Source organism: Kocuria sp. UBA1838 (assembly GCF_002338785.1).
In the GTDB taxonomy this organism is placed as follows: Bacteria; Actinomycetota; Actinomycetes; order Actinomycetales; family Micrococcaceae; genus Kocuria; species Kocuria marina.
Genome location: NZ_DDIY01000016.1, coordinates 76009 through 94170 on the forward strand (window position 1 = coordinate 76009; position 18162 = coordinate 94170).

Sequence of the window (18162 nt, forward strand, 5' to 3'; positions counted from 1 at the left end):
TGACTTGGAGAACACCATGAACAAGCTCACCACGAGCGTGCAGGACCTTCCCGAGACCCGTTTCGACCGACTGGGGATCCCCGATTCCATCAAGTGGGGCTTCCTTGCCGTCCTGATCTTCATGACCGGCAACGGCGTGGAGTCCAACTTCATCGCCCCGCACCTGTCCGAGGCCCTCGGCTCCGAGGCGTACCTGGTGCCCACCATCATCACCATGTACGGCGTGGCCGTCACGATCGGTTCCTATCTCTCCGGGGCACTGGCAGATTTGTGGGGTCCCCGCCGGGTGATGTTGCTGGGCTTCCTGGTCTGGGTCGTCTTCGAGGTGCTGTTCATCCTCGCCATCGCCACCGGATCGCCGCTGGCCATCATGGCCACCTACTTCTTCCGCGGTTTCGGTTATCCGCTCTTCGCTTTCTCCTTCCTGGTGTGGATCAACTCCGTGGTCCCCTACCGCCGCAACGGCACCGCGGTCGGGTGGTTCTACGTGATGTTCACCGGCGGGCTGCCCACCCTGGGCTCGCTCGTGGCGCTGATCGCCATTCCCGCTTTCGGCGGCGGTTACCTGGGCGAGACCGCCGCGATGTGGATCTCCATGGCCCTTGTTCTCACCGGATTCTTGATCGGCTTCTTCGGTGTCAAGGAGCCGCGCGGCCGGATGCGACTGGCCCCGGAGGGCGAGTCGGCCTCGGCGGTGCTTTTCAGCGGCCTGCGGGTGATGGTGAAGGAACCGCGCGTCGCAGTGGGCTTCGTGGTCCGCCTGATCAACACCGCGCCGCAGTACGGGATGTTCATCATCCTGCCCGGCGTGATGGTCACCGACCTCGGCTGGAGCCAGGGCCAGTGGCTGATGATGACCGTGATCGTCTACGCCTCCAACATCGCCTTCAACGCCGTCTTCGGCGCGATCGGCGATGCCTGGGGTTGGCAGCGCACCGTCCGCTGGTTCGGGGTTGCCGGCTCCGCACTGGGGCTGCTGGCCTGGTGGTACGTTCCCCACCTCGTGGAGCCTGGTTCCACTTGGGGGTACTGGCTCTCCGTCCTGGCCGGGGTGACCTTCGGGATCCTGCTGGCCGGCTTCGTCCCGATGGGGGCGATCATGCCCGCGCTGACCCCCGACCACAAGGGCGCCGCCATGGCGATGTACACCACCGCCGCCGGTGGCGCCGCGTTCCTGGGCAGCGCCGTGGTCGCCATCATGCTGCCCCTGGCCGGCAACGTCGGTGTGGTCTGGGCATTCGTCGCCCTCTACGGGCTGGCCTTCTTCCTCATGCGCTTCCTGGCCGTGTCGCAGGACCACAGCCACCGCGCCCCTGAACCTGCGCCGCACGCAGCAGAAAAGAGCACACCATGACCAAGATCTTCAACGACCCCAGCGAGTTCAGCGACGACCAGCTCGCCGGCTTCATCGACCTGTACGCCGATCGTCTGCGGCAGGTTCCGGGCGGGGTAGTCGCTCTCCGGTCGGGCGGGCCGCAGGTCGCGGTGGTCGTCGGCGGAGGTTCCGGCCACTATCCGGCCTTCGCCGGCCTGGTCGGTCCCGGCTTCGCCTCCGGCGCGGTGGTGGGGAACATCTTCACCTCCCCGTCTGCCGCCCAGGTGTACTCGGTGGCCAAGGCCGCCGACCAGGGACGAGGCGTGATCCTCACCTTCGGCAACTACGCCGGGGACAACATGAACTTCGGCATCGCCGCCCGGCAGCTGAACGAGGAAGGGATCGACACCCGGATCGTGGTGGTCACCGACGACATCGCCTCAGCACCGGAGGAGGACAAGCGCCGGGGCATCGCCGGGGACTTCACCGTCTTCAAGACCATGGGCGCGGCAGCGGCGGCCGGTCTGGACATCAACGACGTCGAACGGGTCGGCCGCGCCGCAAACGCTTCCACCCGGACATTGGGCGTGGCCTTCAGCGGGTGCACTATGCCCGGGGCCCGTGAGCCGCTGTTCACGGTGCCGGCCGGCCACTTGGGGTTGGGTTTGGGCATCCACGGTGAGCCGGGCATCCGCGACGAGCCGTTGCCCACGGCGTCCGAACTCGCCCAGGTCCTGGTCTCGGCAGTCCTGGAGCAGGCTCCTGACACCGCGGGGAACCGCATCGGCGTCATCCTCAACGGACTGGGCACCACCAAGTACGAGGAGTTGTTCCTCCTGTGGGGTGTCATCGCACCGACGTTGCGGGAGCGCGGCTTCGAGATCGTCGACCCCGAGGTCGGTGAACTGGTCACCAGCCTGGACATGGGCGGATGCTCCCTGACCATCCTGTGGCTCACCGAGGAGCTCGAGACGTACTGGTCGGCTGACGCCTACACCCCCGCCTATCGCAAGCAACGCGAACCACTCCGAACGCTCGACACGTCGCCCCAGGACTTCGTCGCGGACTCCGTGGACCCGGAGCGGGTGCCCGAGGCCAGCGAGGCTGCGAGGGAACTCGCCGAGACGGTGCTTGCGGGCGCCCGCACGGCGTGCGCCACGCTCCAGGAACATGAGAACGAGCTAGGCGCCATCGATGCCGTGGCCGGTGACGGAGACCATGGTCGTGGCATGGTCAAGGGTGCTTCGGCCGCGCTACAGACAGCCGAAGGACTGGCAGACGCAGCCGGAGCCGGGTGGATGCTTCGTGCGGCCGGCCGTGCTTGGGCCGCCCGCGCCGGCGGAACCTCCGGGGTGCTGTGGGGAGCCGCATTGGAGGCCGCCGGCCGCGCCCTGTCCGATGATACGGAGCGCTTCGGACCGGAAGACCTGGAGCAGGCGATCAGTAGCTTCACACGCGCCATCGAAGAGCTCGGAGGGGCCTCGGTGGGGGACAAAACCTTGCTGGACGCCCTGGTGCCGTTCACCACCGATCTAAGTTCCTCCCTGCAGCGGGGCACAGCCGCACCGGATGCCTGGCGTGCGGCCGCCGAGATCGCCGCGCGACAGGCAGCGGCGACCTCCGAGCTCGCGCCCAAAGTAGGACGCGCCCGCCCCCTGGCCGAGAAAAGCCTGGGCACCCCGGATGCCGGCGCCACCTCCATGGCGCTGATCCTGGTCGCGATCGGCCGGACCCTGGAATTCTCACCGACGTCGGAACAGTAGAAGCAGCAGAAGAAAGGATGAAGGAATGAGCGAGGACAAGAAGTTGCGGATCGTGATCGGTGGCGACGACGCCGGGTTCGACTACAAGGAGGCCCTGCGCCAGGACCTAGAGGCCGACGACCGCGTCGAGAGCGTGGTGGACGTCGGAGTCTCACACACCGAAAACACCGCCTATCCGCACGTAGCCGTGGAGGCCGCCCGCAAGGTCGCCTCCGGTGAGGCCGACCGGGCCCTGCTGATCTGCGGCACGGGCCTGGGCGTGGCGATCTCGGCGAACAAGGTCTCCGGCATCCGGGCGGTGACCGCCCACGACTCCTACTCGGTGGAGCGCTCAGTGCTGTCGAACAACGCCCAAGTGTTGTGCATGGGCCAGCGCGTGATCGGCCTGGAGCTGGCCCGCCGGCTGGCCAAGGAGTGGATCGGCTACGCCTTCGACCCCGCCAGCGCCTCGGCGGCCAAGGTCGATGCCATCACCGACTACGAAAACTGCTGACCATGCCGATGTCGCAAGAATTCACAGACCGGATTGTCCTCGTCACCGGCGCCGCCCAGGGCATCGGCCTGGCCACCGCAGAGTGGTTCGCCGAGCACGGCGGCACGATCGTGGGCGTGGACCGCAGCGAACGTCTGCCCGAAGTCCTCGACACGCTACCCGGAGAGGGACACCACGCCATCGTGCATGACCTGTGCGCACCCGGAGCGGCAGGTCATGTGACAGACAAGGCGGTGGCGACCGCCGGCCGCCTCGACATCCTCGTGAACTCGGCAGGGATTGCCCTGCTCGACACAGCACTGGACCTCTCAGAAGATGCGTGGCGGAGCACGCTGGATCTCAATTTGACCGCATCATTTCTCATGGCTCAAGCGGCGGGAAAGGTGATGATCGAGCAGAGCTACGGCCGCATCGTCAACCTTGCGTCACAGGCCAGCGTGGTGGCCCTGGACCGGCATGTCGCCTACTGCGCCAGCAAAGCTGCTGTGGTGGGCATGACCAAGGTGCTGGCTGCCGAATGGGCCGCCCATGGGGTGACCGTCAACGCCGTCTCGCCCACCGTCGTCGAAACGGAACTGGGGCGGAAGGCCTGGGCTGGCGAGGTAGGCGATCGGATGCGCGAACGCATCCCCACTGGTCGGTTCGCCCAGCCCAGGGAGGTGGCCTCCCTCATCGGGTACCTGGCGGGTGAGTCCGCTGGAATGATCACCGGGGAAAACGTCGTCATCGACGGCGGATACTCCGTGATCTGACCGCGGCGGCGTCCACCCCGCGATGGTCTTCCCGGAACAAGATTCCGTGCACGTGAATCACCAGAGCACAAGGAGAAACCTATCGTGACCGATCTCGATGTGAAGCTGACTTGGACCGAGCAGGACCAGCGTGCCGTGGACACGGTGCGGGTGCTGGCCGCGGACGCGGTGGAGAAGGTGGGCAACGGCCACCCGGGCACGGCGATGTCGCTGGCCCCGGCGGCCTACCTTTTGTTCCAGAAGGTGATGCGCCACGACCCCACGGACGACCGGTGGACGGGCCGGGACCGGTTCATCCTCTCCCCCGGGCACACCTCCCTGACGCTGTACCTGCAGCTGTTCCTGGCGGGCTACGGGATGGAGCTGGAGGACATCAAGTCCCTGCGGACCTGGGGGGCGAAGACCCCGGGGCACCCGGAGTACCGGCACACCACCGGGGTGGAGATCACCACCGGTCCGCTCGGTCAGGGCCTGGCGTCGGCCGTGGGCTTCGCCTACGCCCAGCGCTACACCCGGGGCCTGTTCGACCCCGACGCCCCGGCCGGGGAGTCCGTCTTCGACCACACCGTCTACGTCATCGCCTCCGACGGGGACCTGCAGGAGGGCATCACCTCCGAGGCGTCCTCGCTGGCCGGGGTCCAGGAGCTGGGCAACCTGGTGGTGATCTACGACCAGAACCACATCTCGATCGAGGACGACACCGACGTGGCGTTCACCGAGGACGTGCTCGGCCGCTACGAGGCCTACGGCTGGGACGTGGCCCGGGTGGACTGGACGAAGTCCGGGGACTACGTGGAGGACGTGGAGGAGCTCTACGCGGCGATCCGCGCGGCCAAGGCCGAGACCTCCAAGCCCTCGATGATCGCGCTGCGCACGATCATCGGCTGGCCGGCCCCGAACAAGAAGAACACCGGCGGCATCCACGGCTCCAAGCTCGGGGCCGAGGAGGTCGCCGCGACCAAGAGGATTCTCGGCTTCGACCCGGAGCAGTCCTTCGTCGTCGAGGACGAGGTCCTGGCCCACACCCGGTCCATCCAGGACCGGATGGGCGCCTACCGCCAGGAGTGGGAGCAGAAGTTCGCCGCGTGGCGGGAGGCCAACCCGGAGCGGGCGCGCCTCTACGACCGGATCCGGGCCGAGGAGCTCCCGGAGGACTACGCCGAGGCCTTCCCGGTCTTCGAGGCGGGCAAGGCCGTGGCGACCCGCTCGGCGTCGGGGAAGGTGCTCAACGCGATCGCCGACACGTTCCCGGAGCTGTGGGGCGGCTCGGCGGACCTGGCCGGGTCGAACAACACCACCATCGAGTCGGCGGCCTCCTTCATCCCCGAGGCCCGCTCCACGAACAAGTGGACCGGCAACCCCTACGGGCGGGTGCTGCACTTCGGCATCCGCGAGCACGCCGCGGCGGCGATCGTCAACGGCATCACCATGTCCTCCCAGACCCGGGCGTTCTCCGGGACGTTCCTGATCTTCTCCGACTACCAGCGCCCGGCCGTGCGCCTGGGCGCGCTGATGAAGGTCCCCTCGATCTACGTGTGGACCCACGACTCCATCGATCGGCCTCGGGGAGGACGGGCCCACCCACCAGCCGGTGGAGCAGCTGTCCTCGCTGCGGGCGATCCCGGGCCTGGACGTGGTCCGCCCGGCCGACGCCAACGAGACCGCCGTCGCCTGGCGCACGATCCTGGAGGGCCACGAGCGCCCGGCCGGGATCGCCCTGACCCGCCAGAACGTGCCGACCTTCGCCCGCACCGACCTCCACCCCGAGGCCGAGACCGAGAAGTTCGCCTCCGCCGAGGGCGTGGCCCGCGGCGGCTACGTGCTGGCCGACACCGAGTCCACCCCCGACGTGGTGCTCATCGGCACCGGCTCCGAGGTGTCCCTGGCCGTCGAGGCGCGGGCGCTGCTGGCGGACCAGGGCATCGCCGCCCGGGTCGTCTCCATGCCCTGCCGGGAGTGGTTCGACGCCCAGGACGCCGACTACCGCGAGTCCGTGATCCCCGCCGCCGTCAAGGCCCGGGTCACGGTGGAGGCCGGGATCGCCATGTCCTGGCACGACCTGCTCGGCGAGTCCGGGCGGGCCGTGTCCCTGGAGCACTTCGGGGAGTCCGCCGACTACGAGACCCTCTACCGCGAGTTCGGCATCACCGCCGAGGCCGTCGCCACCGCCGCCCAGGACTCCATCACCGCCGCCAACCGCTGATTTTCCAGCCCCGGGGCGGGCTGGATCCGTTCTCGTCCGCCCCGTTCCACCCGCCGGCGGCTGACCACAGGTGCCGTAGACCTTCCGCAGTTATCCATCCAAGAACGGGATCCCCTTGCGGGGCGGGGACCAGCCCGATCATCAATCCAGCGCCGCGGACAACCAAGACAGGCTCACTGCAGCGCCTGCCTCCTCTTGCGGAGATCTTTCCCGACTGTTTTGCGGTACTGCACTCCGCTCAACGACCCGAAGTGAGGATTACCATGACTATTTCTGCGACCACCACCCCCACCAGGCAGCTCTCCGACGCCGGCGTCTCGATCTGGCTGGACGACCTCTCCCGCGAACGCCTCGCCAGCGGGAACCTGCAGCAGCTCATCGACGAGAAGGACGTCGTGGGCGTGACCACGAACCCGACGATCTTCGCCGCCGCCCTGGCCGCCCACGACGCCTACGAGGCCCAGGTCAAGGAGCTGGCCGCCGCCGGCACCGACGTCGACGAGGCCGTGCTGGCCATCACCACCGACGACGTGCGCGAGGCCTGCGACCTGTTCGCCCCGATCGCCGAGGCGACCCAGGGCGTGGACGGGCGGGTGTCCATCGAGGTGGACCCGCGCCTGGCCCAGGACGCGGACGCGACCGCCGCCATGGCCCAGCGCCTGTCCCAGATCATCGGCCGGAACAACGCGCTGATCAAGATACCGGCCACCGAGGCCGGCCTGCCCTCCATCACCGCGACCATCGCCGAGGGGATCTCCGTCAACGTGACGCTGATCTTCTCCCTCGAGCGCTACCGCGCGGTCATCAACGCCTACCTGCTGGGCCTGGAGCAGGCGCTGGAGAACGGCAAGGAGCTGGCGGGCATCCACTCCGTGGCCTCCTTCTTCGTCTCCCGCGTCGACGCCGAGATCGACAAGCGCCTCGACGGCCTCGGCACCGACGAGGCGAAGGAGCTCAAGGGCAAGGCGGGGCTGGCCAACGCCCGGCTGGCCTACCAGGTCTTCGAGGACTCCCTGGCCACCGAGCGGTGGAAGCGCCTGGCCGCGGCCGGGGCCAAGCCGCAGCGGCCGCTGTGGGCCTCCACCGGGGTGAAGGACCCGTCCCTGCCGGACACCCTCTACGTGACCGGGCTGGTGGCGGCGAACACCGTCAACACCATGCCGGAGAAGACCCTCGAGGCGACCGCCGACCACGCGGAGGTCACCGGCGACACCATCACCGGGACCTACACCGACTCGGTGGCGGTGTTGGACCGGCTAGTCAAACTTGGCGTCTCCTACCAGGAAGCTGTGGAGAAGCTCGAAGTCGAGGGCCTGACCAAGTTCGAGGACTCCTGGGCGGAGCTGCTCGACACCGTCCGCGCCGCCTTGGACAACGCCCGCTGATCTCCTATCCTCCAGGACTGCAGGATCCGGCTTTGCGCGGCAAGTGTCCTGGGCCCATCCCCTCCCCGGACGAAAGAGATGGCACGGCGCCATGAATGCTGCAGATGCACCTGCTCATCACTTAGTCCGACTACGTCGTGGTGATCGAGTCGAAGTCTGCCTACAGGGTGATCCGCCGTATAACGGGATTGTCGAAGATGTAGCACCACAGTTCCACGTGGTGTGGATCCGCGATCTCTCAACGGGGGAACGGAAGATGTTGCTCGTAGACGAATGCAGGATCCGTCTTTTCGATCCTTCAGAGTCGAAATGACCTGCCCACGGTCAGCAGTAAGTGCGTGATGATCAGGGCCTTCCTGTTCTGATCAGCTACCTTGGTCGCTCCACCCCGTTCGGCCCGCTCCATCACCTTCTGGAAGGACAGCCTCATGACCGTTGTCGTCACTGCTGTGTTCACCCCCGCCGCCGGTTCCCGGGACCGGCTCGTCGAGGCCTTGCAGGAGGCCATTCCCGCTGTGCACGAGGAATCAGGATGCTTGCTCTACGCGATTCACGACGCCGAGGACGGGTCGATCGTGATGATCGAGAAGTGGGCCTCCGACAGCGACCTCGCGGCGCACGCCGAAGGGCCTGCGGTCGGACGCCTGAACACCCTCATCGACGGACTGATCGCGAACCCCGTCGTCGTCACCACCATGACCCCGCTGCCTGCCGGCACGGCTGGTCAGGGCGCGCTCTGAGAGCACTCGTGGCCGGAGGCTCACAGAGCGTCTGCGCGTAGGACAGATCACTGAGCCGATCGTTAATTATTGCAACGACCTGGCCAACGTCCTGAGGGAGTTTCGCCATCAGGCTCAGTTAGATGGAGCCGATCGTGCATCAAAACCATGCGAAGCACGCCCGTTTCAGGGACCTCCAGCGAGCCAGGATGCGCCCCTACTAGCCGGCGACAACCAATCGGGGTTGCCATGCCCGTTTGGCCCGCCCGGTGAAAAGCCCGCTCAAATACGCCTTACGCAACGTGATATCCATAGGACACGCCGAAATCACACGGTCGTAGTTTGCGGCAGCTCCCGGATCCTCCGGTACAGGGTGGCCCTGGACATCCCGAGGTCACGCGCGACCTGGGTGGCCGGCTCCCCCGCATCGATCAACCGGACCGCGGCTCGGATCTGAGAGTCGGTAAACGTGGGCCGGCGCCCGCCGAGATCCTTACCGGCGGCCCTGCGCTTGGCCACCGAGTCAGTGACCCGTTCCCGTTTGATCTCCAGCTCCATCTGGGCCAAAGCGGCCATGACAGTGAAGACCATCGAACCCATCGGGGTGTGGGTGTCCACGTCTCCCCCACCCAGGTTCATCACCCGCAAGCCAGCTCCCCTGCTCCGCAGTGCATCGGCGAAGGCCAGCATGTTCTGCGTCGACCGACCCAACCGGTCCAGCGTGGTGATGACTAACGTGTCGCCGTCCTCGAGCGACTCCACCGCCTTGTCGAACTGGGGGCGGGATGCACGGGCTCCGGACACTCCATGGTCGACATAAAGATCATCGCGTCGAACGCCCGCGTCCAGTAGGTCAGACACTTGACGGTCCGCGTCCTGCTGCCGCGTCGACACGCGTGCATACCCAATCAACTTCCCCACGTCAACCCCTATGTGTCTCGCAACCAATCCCTAGTACTCGATTCTAGGCACCGAGATAAAGCACATAGCTGCGAGACACGCGCGGCCCCGGAAACTTGCGGCCGCAAAAAAGTTGGATGAGACGTCTCGCATCCCATGGGTTTCGCGGAGCACCCGTGGGTGATGGTCCGCCACGCCGATGACCACGTGCATGTGGTGGTGTGCCGGGTCAGTGACGAGGGGACGGTGTGGCACGGGCGCAACGACCACAGTGCGGCCCAGAGCGCGTGCACCCGCCTGGAGTTGGAGCACGGGTTGCAGACCGCGCCGCGGCGCCGTGAGGCGGGCCGGGGTAAACGTTCGGTGCTCGCGGTGCGTCAGCAACAGGAGCAGCAGGCTCAGGTGGTAGCGGCCCGCCGCGCGGAGTGCGAGCAGATCCGCAAGGTCGTGGAGCTGGACACCCCAGCACCTCGGAAGCAACCCCCGGCGCCCCAGCAGCAACAGCGGGTAGCCCCGGCTCATCTGGTGGAGCAGGTGCAGCACCTTCGTCACCCCGGCCCCGGCCGAGAGGACCGCGGGCGGGGCCTGTAGCCGGGCTTAGGCCGAGAAAAGACGGGAGAAGAACCCGCGGCGCGGCTCTTGAGGGGTGGCGGGTGTGGCGGATTCGGGGGGTGTTTCCGGCTCCACCATCGGGGCGTGGTGAGCAGGTTCTGGGGCTGTAGGGGTCTGTGGGGTGTGGGTGCTCTGCCCGGTGAGCATGCGCAGCGCCATGCGCTCGGTTTCGTTGGCGATTTGCAGGGCGTCGAGAGCTCGCCGGCGTTCTTCGGCTCGCGCTTCAGCAACTTCGGCGCGCCGACGCCATTCCTGGACCTCAGCTTCCAACTCACGGACGCGCTCGAGCAGCCGACCGGTGCTCTCCGATGCCTCAGGGGTTTGAGCGGAAGATGCCAAGGGACTGGTCTGGGGGGGCGGTATGGAAACCTTCGCCGTGGATGAGGCCTACAGCGATGAGTGCGGTCATGGGCATCTGCCACTCGGCGGAGGTGATGGTGGCCCCCGCTTCCTCCAGCTCGACGCGCCGTCAACGGAGGGTGCTGTGGAACCCCTGGCACCGTGTTCACGGCCAGCTGTTTTCCTGACCGGCCATAGGAGAGAACGAAAAGGCGCCCTCAGCTTGGGGCGCGTCCTGGCGGTAGTGAGGCCCTGGCAAATTGCCAGGGCCTCACTACCGGGTGAGCAAGATCAGGAGGCGATCATGCCGTGGGGGTCGATGATGTACTTCTCCTGCGAGCTGTTGTCGAAGTCCGCGTAGGCCTGAGGAGCCTCGTCAAGGCTGATGACCTTGGTCTGCAGCATGTCCGACAGGTACGGCATGCGGTCCCACAGGATCGCCTGCATCAACTCGTAGTTGTAATGCATGATCGGCGCCTGGCCAGCGGTGATCTTCGGGGACTTGATCCAGGCGTTGCCGAATTCAATCGGGTAGATGCCGTTCTGCTCGTCCTTGGAATCCGCCAGGGGGTCAGGCCCGTAGATGCCGATGATGCCGGTGGCGCCTCCCGCGCGGGTAACGTCGATCACCTGGTTGATCGCATAGGCCGGATCCTCTTTGTCCGCGTCCTTGCCGATGCCGTGAGCTTCGGTGCCGACGTAGTCCACGGCGCAGTCGACCATCGGCTCGCCAAGGATCTTTTCAATCTGGTCCTGCAGCGGGACATCCTCGTTGAGGTCAATGGTTTCGCAACCGTTGCGCTTCATCAGGGCCAAGCGATCCTTGTCATGGTCGCCGACGATGATGCAGGACGCCCCCAGCAGGCGCGCAGCTGCGGCGCCGCAACGGCCCACGGGGCCGGCCCCCGCGATGTAGACAGTGGACCCGGGCTTGGCGCCAGCCTCCATGAGGCCGTGGAAGGCAGTCGGGAGGATGTCAGAGAGAAGCGCCAGATCGCGGATCTTCTCCATGGCCTGGTCACGGTCCGGGAACTTCAGCAGCTGGAAGTCCGCATAGGGAACAAAAAGATACTCGGCCTGTCCGCCGTCCCAGCCGCCCAGGTTGAAGCCGTAGGCAGCGGAATCGGCGTCCGGGTTGCAGGTCTGACAGACCTCGGTGCGACCGTTGCGGCAGTTGCGGCAGCGGCCGCAAGCCACGTTGAAGGGAACCGAGACCAGGTCGCCTTCCTTCAGGAACTCGACGTCAGAGCCGATTTCCACGACTTCCCCGGTCATCTCATGCCCCATGACCATGCCTTCCGGGGCGGGGAAGGACCCGCGGTAGATGTGGAGGTCACTACCGCAGATGTTGGAAGCCACGATCTTCAGGACAACACCGTGGGGTGCCTTCTTGCCGTTGGGCATCTGGAGCTTCGGGAAGTCCAGATCCTCAACCTGCATGTTCTTCACGCCGCGGAAGACGACGGAACGGTTGCCTGCCATGCTCTTCACTCCTTCTTGAGTTCTCACACCGGGGCCCGGGGAGACTCGATCCAGCCCCAGTCCTGAGGCTTCTCTCAGTAAACCATAGGCCTCGCACAACCTAAATCGACCCCCAGGGGCGTCGTGGGGAGGGAGGCGTCCTGGACGAATCCACGTTCTGCATGACGCAAAATGTCGATATTGCCGATGCCTTGGCTTGGTGAGAGATTCCGATTATTTCGGGCGAATAGCTCAATGCGCGCCTTTGACATACATGTCAAACACCCCTATGGGTGTAATTTTCACGCATTTCTCACCCAAAATGTTCATGTTACGAACCCCGCGGATTCAGGCCCTGCGGACTCACGCACACACCACCCCCGAGTGTGCTCCACCCTCCCCGGCTCGTAGCCTGACGGGGTGACGCCAGCTTCCCCACCACCGGCCATGGACCGCCTGCGGATCACCCGAGCGCGCATCGCGGTGTCTCTGCTGTTCCTCACCAACGGCGCGATCTTCTCCAACCTGTTGCCCCGCTTGCCCGAGATCAAGGACATGTACGACCTGTCCAACGCCCTGTACGGGTTCGCGCTAATCGCGTTCCCCATCGGAGGTGTGGTGGCGGGCCCCCTGCCAGCCCCCATCCTGCGGAGGTTCGGAACGGCGCGCGTCGCCGTGGTGGGTTCGATCCTGCTCGCCACCGCGGTGTTCGTGGCCGGATCCGTTCCCCTCGTGGCCGTGTTCTGGATCGGATTGTTCGTCGCGGGCATGCTGGACGCCCTCGTGGACACAGCGCAGAACGCGCAAGGACTGCGAGTACAACGCCTCGCCGGAACCTCCATCATCAACTCCATGCACGCCCTGTGGAGCGTGGGTGCCGTGATCGGCGGCCTCATGGGCACCGCCGCCGCAGCCATGAACCTACCCCTGCCTTGGCACTTCCTGATCAGTGGTGTCATCTTCGCGGCCGTGGCGGCCTTCGCCATGCGCTGGGCCGTCCCCGATGACCACGCGGAACACGCCGCCACCCAGGCCGAGAACGCCCCCCTGGACACCGCCGGGATACCCAAGCTCCCGCGTAGCGCGGGAGTGGCCGCGCTCGCGCTGCTGCCGATCGCCGTCGTCGCCATGTCCGGGGTGCTCGTGGAAGACGTGGGCTCCAACTGGTCCGCCGTCTACCTGCGGGACGCCCTGGGCGCACCCGTGGGCATGGTGGGGCTCGGCTACGTCAGCCTGGTGGGCGCGCAGTTCGTGGGTCGCCTTTTGGGGGACAGGCTGATCGACGCGTTGGGCGCTGTGCTGGTCACGCGCATCGGGGGCGTACTGATCTTCGTGGGCCTGGGCGCCGTGGCGCTCGCGCCGACAACGTGGGTGGCCCTGGCTGGGTTCGCCCTCGCGGGCTTCGGCTGCGCGACCATGGTCCCCAACGCCTATGCCGCCGCGGACCGCGCCCCCGGCCTGAGACCCGGCACGGGCCTCACCCTGGTGAGCTGGTGCATGCGCATCGTGTTCGTGCTCTCGCCCCCGCTGATCGGCCTCTTCGCCGATGCCGCCGGGTTGCGGACCGCGCTGTTCGTCTTCCCGCTCATGGGCCTGTTCGCGTTCCTCTTCGCGGGCGCCCTGCGGGTGCGCACCCGGCGTTGAAACCTCCCAGTCGGCGAAAGGTCAGTACCCGTACGATCGGAGCATGACTTCCACCGCGGGACGCACCCGCCCCGACCAAGTCCTCTCCTTCCTGCGCTCGGGCTACCTCTTCGCCTCACGCATACGACGTCGCACGGGCGTCTCCCCGGGGTCCGCCGCCCCGGTGAGCATGAACCTGCTGGGCAAGCGCTCGGTCCTGGTGCGCGGGGAAGAAGGGGTGGACCTCTTTTACGACACCTCCCGCATGAAGCGCCACGGCGCCATGCCCCTGTTCATCCGCGGCCCGCTCTTCGGGTCGGGTGCCGTCCACGCCCTGGACGGGGACGCCCACGCCGCACGTAAGAACCAGATGGCGGACATGGCCTACGAGGACGAGCGGGTGGCCCAGTACAAGCCGTTCGTGGCCGAGGAACTCGGGATGCTCATCCGTGAATGGACCTCCCCCGGCAACGTCTACGACGGCACGGCCCTGGCCTTCGGCCGTGCGTCCTTCCGGTGGGCCGGGATCCCGTGGAGCCGCCAGGAGATGGACCGGCAGGCCCGCCGCATGAGCCGTCTGCTGGACACCTTTGGGCGCCCCGCCACGCACCCGATCTCATGGTTCGAGCGCTTTCGCCTGGATCGCACGTTCACGCAGCTGATCCACGGGGTGCGTTCGGGCACCGTGGCCGCCGACCCGGATTCGGTGCTCGCCCACATGGCGCGTCTCGTGGACGAGAACGGTGGCCTCGTGGACGAGAAGACCGCCGCGGTGGAGTTGCAGAACCTCACCCGCCCCAACGTGGCGGTGGCTCGCTTCGCGGCCTTCGCCGGGGCAGCACTCGTGGAGCACCCGGAATGGGCCGCCCGTATCCACGAGGCGTCCCAGGCACGGGGTGGTTCTCTGCTCGACATCCCGGAGGCCGTGGCCTTCGCCCAAGAGGTCCGCCGCGTCTACCCGTTCGTCCCGATGCTCCCCGCCGAGGCCACCGCGGACACTGAGATCAAGGGCTGCCCCATCCACAAGGGTCAGCGCGTGCTGATCGACATCCTGGGCACCAACAACGATCCCGCCTCGTGGGAGCGCGCCGGCACCTTCGACCCCGAACGCTTCATGGGGGTCGACGACGCCGAGGCCATCCGCACGTTCATCCCCCAGGGCGGTGCCGAGGTCCGTACGGGCCACCGCTGCCCCGGTGAGAAGATCGCGGTGACATCCCTGTCCGCGGCCGTGGTGGCACTGGCCCGCCCGAACGTGGAACTGGGCACCGACCCGGACGACCTCACGTTCTCGTGGACCCACATGCTGACCCGCCCCGCTACGGGCATGCGGGTGCGTACCGCCCACTGATCCACCCGAGCGAACCGAAGGGCCACCCCGCGTGCGAGCGGGGTGGCCATTCGGGTAAGCACCTCCATGTCCGGAACACCGGGGTGTCACCCGCCGCTGTGGGCGGGATCGCCGGTCCACGGGTACCCACCGCCGTTACGGGCGGGAGGTGGAACCCCGATCCTCACCCGTCCTTGGCAGAGGGAGCCGGGGGCTGGTACGGCGGGGCATCGGCCACCAGCTTCTGCAGCGTGGTCAGCTCGGCCGTGGCCGCCGCGGTGAGTTTCTCGTCCGCCGGTTTCGCGGACGCCGCCGCCACCGCGTGCTGGGTCTTGTTCAGCTGCGCGGTGAACGACGGATCCGCGGCGGCCAGCTTGGAACCCGTGAGCCGCTGGGACAGCAAGGTCAACTCGGTGTTCAGTGACGTGGCGGGTCCGAACTGCTGAGCCGGGGTTAGCACCAACTGCGTGGCCAGCAGGTGCTGCGTGCGCTGCTGCACCTGCTCCAGCGTGGTCAGCTGATCCACGGGCGCGGTGCGCCCCGGTGGCTTGGGACGCCCGGACGTCGACGGATTCGGGGTGGGCAGGGTCTCCCCCGGATCACTCGGGGTGCCCGTGGGGCCACCGGACTTCGACGGGGTCGGCGTAGGACTCGGAGTCGGGGCGCCGCTCGGGTCGAGCTTCTGCTTGCCCGGATCGCTCGACGCACCCGTGGGACCACCGGACTTCGACGGGATCGGCGTAGCACTCCGAGTCGGGGAGCCGCTCGGGTCGAGCTTCTGCTTGCCCGGATCGCTCGACTTACCCGCGGAACCACCGGACTTCGACGGGATCGGCGTGGAAGTCTTGTCCCCCGACTTCTTGGCGCCGGAGTCGTGTCCTCCCGGTGTCGCCCGGCCCGGGGTCTGCTCGGGCCTGCCCGGCGTGGATGCTCCGGACGGGGTCGTGTTCGGGCGCGGCGTCGTCGTCGACCCTGACTCGTGAGCGGGCCCCTTCTTGGCAGGGGCCTTCGTGGCCGGCGCAGCCTGGGGCGCGGACTTCTTGGCGTCGTTCCCGGCCTTCTCGCCGGACGTCTGCTTCGCGGCGGCCGGTTTTCCGGAGTTCGACGACGCCGCTGCCGGCTGCGGGGTCTTCCGGCCGAGTGCCATCACGCGTTCGTGATCTGCGTCGGGAACGTCGGCCGGTGCGGGACCGGAATCGGTACCGGGTTCCGCGTGCGGATCCACGGGAGGCTGCATCGCGGCCTGGTCCTCCGCGGAATACGGCGCGCGCGACGCGGGGATGACACCCTTGCCGGTCTCCCAGTCGAAGGACTCCGGATCCGCGACCTTGCCGTGAACCCAGATCTCGAAGTGCAGGTGGGGGCCGGTGACACGCAGACCCGTCTGCCCCACGGTGCCCAGTTGTTCGGAGGCGCGCAGGGTGTCCCCCACGCGCACCATGACGTCCTTGAGGTGGTTGTACGTGGTCTTGATGCCGTCCGCGTGCGTGACCTCCACCCGGTTGCCACCCCACACGTCCCAGAAGACCGCTGTGACGGTGCCGTCCAGGGCGGCTACCACGGGTGTGCCCTCCGGTACGGAGATGTCCGTGCCGTTGTGGAAGTCCTTCTGCTTGGTGTCCGGGGCGATCCGCCATCCGAAGCGGCCACCGTCCAGCACGACCACCGGTTGGGCCGGGGCGATGATGGTGTTGACGGGCAGCTCACCCTCGAAGGTCGCCGGAGCGCGCGTGCTCGGTGCCACGGGGGACGTGTCCCCCGCGCCGCTCCCGGAGCCGCTCGAGCCCGAACCGCTTCCGGATCCGGCAGCGCCCGCGCCTCCGGTTCCGGAGGCGCGGGGACCGGAACCCCCGGGAGCGATCTCCACCGCATTGCGGACGAACGTGCCCGGGGCGGTCACCGGAACGTCGTGGGACGCGGCGATCGCCGCCTGGTCCGGCACCACGGCGAACAGGGAGGCCTGAGCCGGCCGCGCGGCGTCGTCGCCGGGAGCGGGAACGCCCGAGCGTTGGGGGCCTTGCGCGTCGTGAGCCATGGCGGGCTGCCAGGGGGCGGTTTCGGTGCCACTGCTGAGCGCAACGCTCACGGCCACGAGCATGGAAAATGACGTGAAGGCAGTCAGCGCCATGGACGGCTTCCTGGCCGCCGCGGCGCGTGAGCGTGAACGAGTCATGAGGCGATCGTGTCTCCCGGGATGGACTTCGGCACCGTTAGCCCGCGGCCCGATAGTCAGTACAGCAAGTGTAGGTGAACCGGTGGTGTCCATGTAGTTGCATGAAGACTAAGATCCCCGCGTGTTCAGTACTTCCCGGACCAGCCGTGCTCGACCAGCCCGCGGACGTAGGCGGCCTGCCCCACGTGCTGGGCGGCGTCGTCGATCGCGGACACGATCCGCACACCCCGTGTGACGGGCGGATCCCAGGAATCGTCGATGACCTCGTCCAGCTCGGCGTCCGAGAGTGAACGGACGTACTCGGCCGTGGTGTCCGTGACGGCTTCGAGGTAGCCCAGCAGCAACTCGGGGTCGTCCACGCGCACGCTCGCCACGGCCTGCGGATCGTCCCCGAAGCCGAAGTCCTCACATGGGCGGTCCAGCCCGAACCTCTCGCACCACCCGCCGGAACGCCACACCTGCTCCGCTCCGCGCAGCTCCGCGACCTGGGCGTCCTGCTGCCGCGCCGCATGCCACACGAGCCAGGACATGGAGTTCAGTTCACCGCGCGGCATCTCGTTGAGGATGTCCGCGGAGGCCCCCTCCACGGCGGCCCGCGCCGCCTCCAGGGGCCGCTGCGCGGCGTCCGTGATCAGTTCCAGTGCGCTCATGCCCGCGCCTCACTTCCTCGTGCCGACGATCCACGTCGCCCGCCCGGTCCGGTCCGGCCCGACGACGCCGCTCCCTGTCACTCTACGGGTGCCCCGTCGGATCCGGGAGGGGTTCGTCGAGCAACAGGACGGTCCAGACAAGGGTCAGGAGCGGTTGCATCAGCTGCAGTTGACTCGCCCTGTCGATGCCCATCAGCGCCATGCCGCGATACCAGACCACGAATCCCAGGAACTGGGAGGCCGCCGCGATGTACAGCAGCCCCGCGACACCGCGCGCGGAGAGGTGGACGGGTTCCATGGGCACAGCAACGATCGTCACGACCAGGTTCACGGGAGCGGCCAGGAGCACCCCCCATGCGATCACTTGCCAGCCGGGGATGCGGGAGGACAATCTCCCGCCCTCCGCGTAGCCCGCGGCGCACACCACGAGGGCGGCCACGAGAT

The 18162-nt window shown here is 67.5% G+C and carries 14 protein-coding genes and 1 pseudogene; 10 read left to right on the plus strand and 5 right to left on the minus strand.

Features of this window, described 5'->3' with window-relative positions:
• Positions 1-16: 16 nt before the first annotated feature.
• The 7 genes and pseudogenes from B3I25_RS08485 to B3I25_RS08515 all read left to right on the plus strand — a co-directional run bounded on the left by B3I25_RS08485 (position 17) and on the right by B3I25_RS08515 (position 8651).
• Positions 17-1354, plus strand: coding sequence for an MFS transporter (locus B3I25_RS08485; RefSeq protein WP_286738622.1), 1338 nt, complete (start codon positions 17-19; stop codon positions 1352-1354).
• Positions 1351-3078: a dihydroxyacetone kinase family protein gene (locus B3I25_RS08490; protein ID WP_286738623.1), complete on the plus strand. Its 1728-nt coding sequence runs from the start codon at positions 1351-1353 to the stop codon at positions 3076-3078. Before B3I25_RS08485 ends, B3I25_RS08490 begins: the two co-directional genes overlap by 4 nt.
• 25 nt (positions 3079-3103) lie before the next feature.
• Entirely contained in the window at positions 3104-3571 is a 468-nt protein-coding gene (locus tag B3I25_RS08495; protein WP_286738625.1) for a ribose-5-phosphate isomerase, read from the plus strand.
• A gap of 2 nt (positions 3572-3573) precedes the next feature.
• On the plus strand, positions 3574-4323 hold the full coding sequence (locus tag B3I25_RS08500; RefSeq protein WP_286738626.1) for a GolD/DthD family dehydrogenase: 750 nt from the start codon (positions 3574-3576) through the stop codon (positions 4321-4323).
• An 81-nt stretch (positions 4324-4404) separates the two neighbouring features.
• Positions 4405-6526: pseudogene (gene tkt / locus B3I25_RS08505) on the plus strand (transketolase).
• Between the two features lie 263 nt (positions 6527-6789).
• Positions 6790-7911, plus strand: a complete 1122-nt coding sequence (gene tal / locus B3I25_RS08510; RefSeq protein WP_286738627.1) for a transaldolase — start codon at positions 6790-6792, stop codon at positions 7909-7911.
• A gap of 428 nt (positions 7912-8339) precedes the next feature.
• A complete protein-coding gene (locus tag B3I25_RS08515) occupies positions 8340-8651 on the plus strand; it encodes a putative quinol monooxygenase (RefSeq protein WP_286738628.1) in 312 nt (103 codons plus the stop codon).
• Between the two features lie 306 nt (positions 8652-8957).
• Here the strand turns inward: B3I25_RS08515 and B3I25_RS08520 are convergent, their stop codons facing one another.
• A complete protein-coding gene (locus tag B3I25_RS08520; RefSeq protein WP_286738629.1) occupies positions 8958-9551 on the minus strand; it encodes a recombinase family protein in 594 nt (197 codons plus the stop codon).
• A gap of 135 nt (positions 9552-9686) precedes the next feature.
• On the opposite strand from B3I25_RS08520, the gene B3I25_RS08525 reads away from it, so the two are divergent.
• Positions 9687-10121, plus strand: coding sequence for a relaxase/mobilization nuclease domain-containing protein (locus B3I25_RS08525; RefSeq protein WP_286738630.1), 435 nt, complete (start codon positions 9687-9689; stop codon positions 10119-10121).
• A 651-nt stretch (positions 10122-10772) separates the two neighbouring features.
• Here B3I25_RS08525 and B3I25_RS08530 read toward each other — a convergent pair.
• Complete coding sequence (locus tag B3I25_RS08530; protein WP_131333726.1) at positions 10773-11963, minus strand: alcohol dehydrogenase catalytic domain-containing protein; 1191 nt, start codon at positions 11961-11963, stop codon at positions 10773-10775.
• A gap of 399 nt (positions 11964-12362) precedes the next feature.
• Between B3I25_RS08530 and B3I25_RS08535 the strand changes: the two genes are divergently transcribed.
• Positions 12363-13586 carry an MFS transporter gene (locus B3I25_RS08535; protein WP_286738631.1) on the plus strand — a complete coding sequence of 408 codons (1224 nt, stop codon included), beginning with the start codon at positions 12363-12365 and terminating at the stop codon, positions 13584-13586.
• Between the two features lie 43 nt (positions 13587-13629).
• Entirely contained in the window at positions 13630-14916 is a 1287-nt protein-coding gene (locus B3I25_RS08540; RefSeq protein WP_286738632.1) for a cytochrome P450, read from the plus strand.
• Positions 14917-15079: 163 nt separating this feature from the next.
• Here the strand turns inward: B3I25_RS08540 and B3I25_RS08545 are convergent, their stop codons facing one another.
• The 3 genes from B3I25_RS08545 to B3I25_RS08555 all read right to left on the minus strand — a co-directional run.
• Positions 15080-17068, minus strand: coding sequence for a M23 family metallopeptidase (locus B3I25_RS08545; RefSeq protein ID WP_206399903.1), 1989 nt, complete (start codon positions 17066-17068; stop codon positions 15080-15082).
• A gap of 125 nt (positions 17069-17193) precedes the next feature.
• Positions 17194-17718 (minus strand): mycothiol transferase, encoded by a 525-nt coding sequence (locus tag B3I25_RS08550; protein WP_286738633.1) that lies wholly within the window; start codon positions 17716-17718, stop codon positions 17194-17196.
• 82 nt (positions 17719-17800) lie between these two features.
• Positions 17801-18162 (minus strand): EamA family transporter (locus tag B3I25_RS08555; protein ID WP_286738634.1); only part of this gene is annotated, 362 nt, incomplete at its 5' end.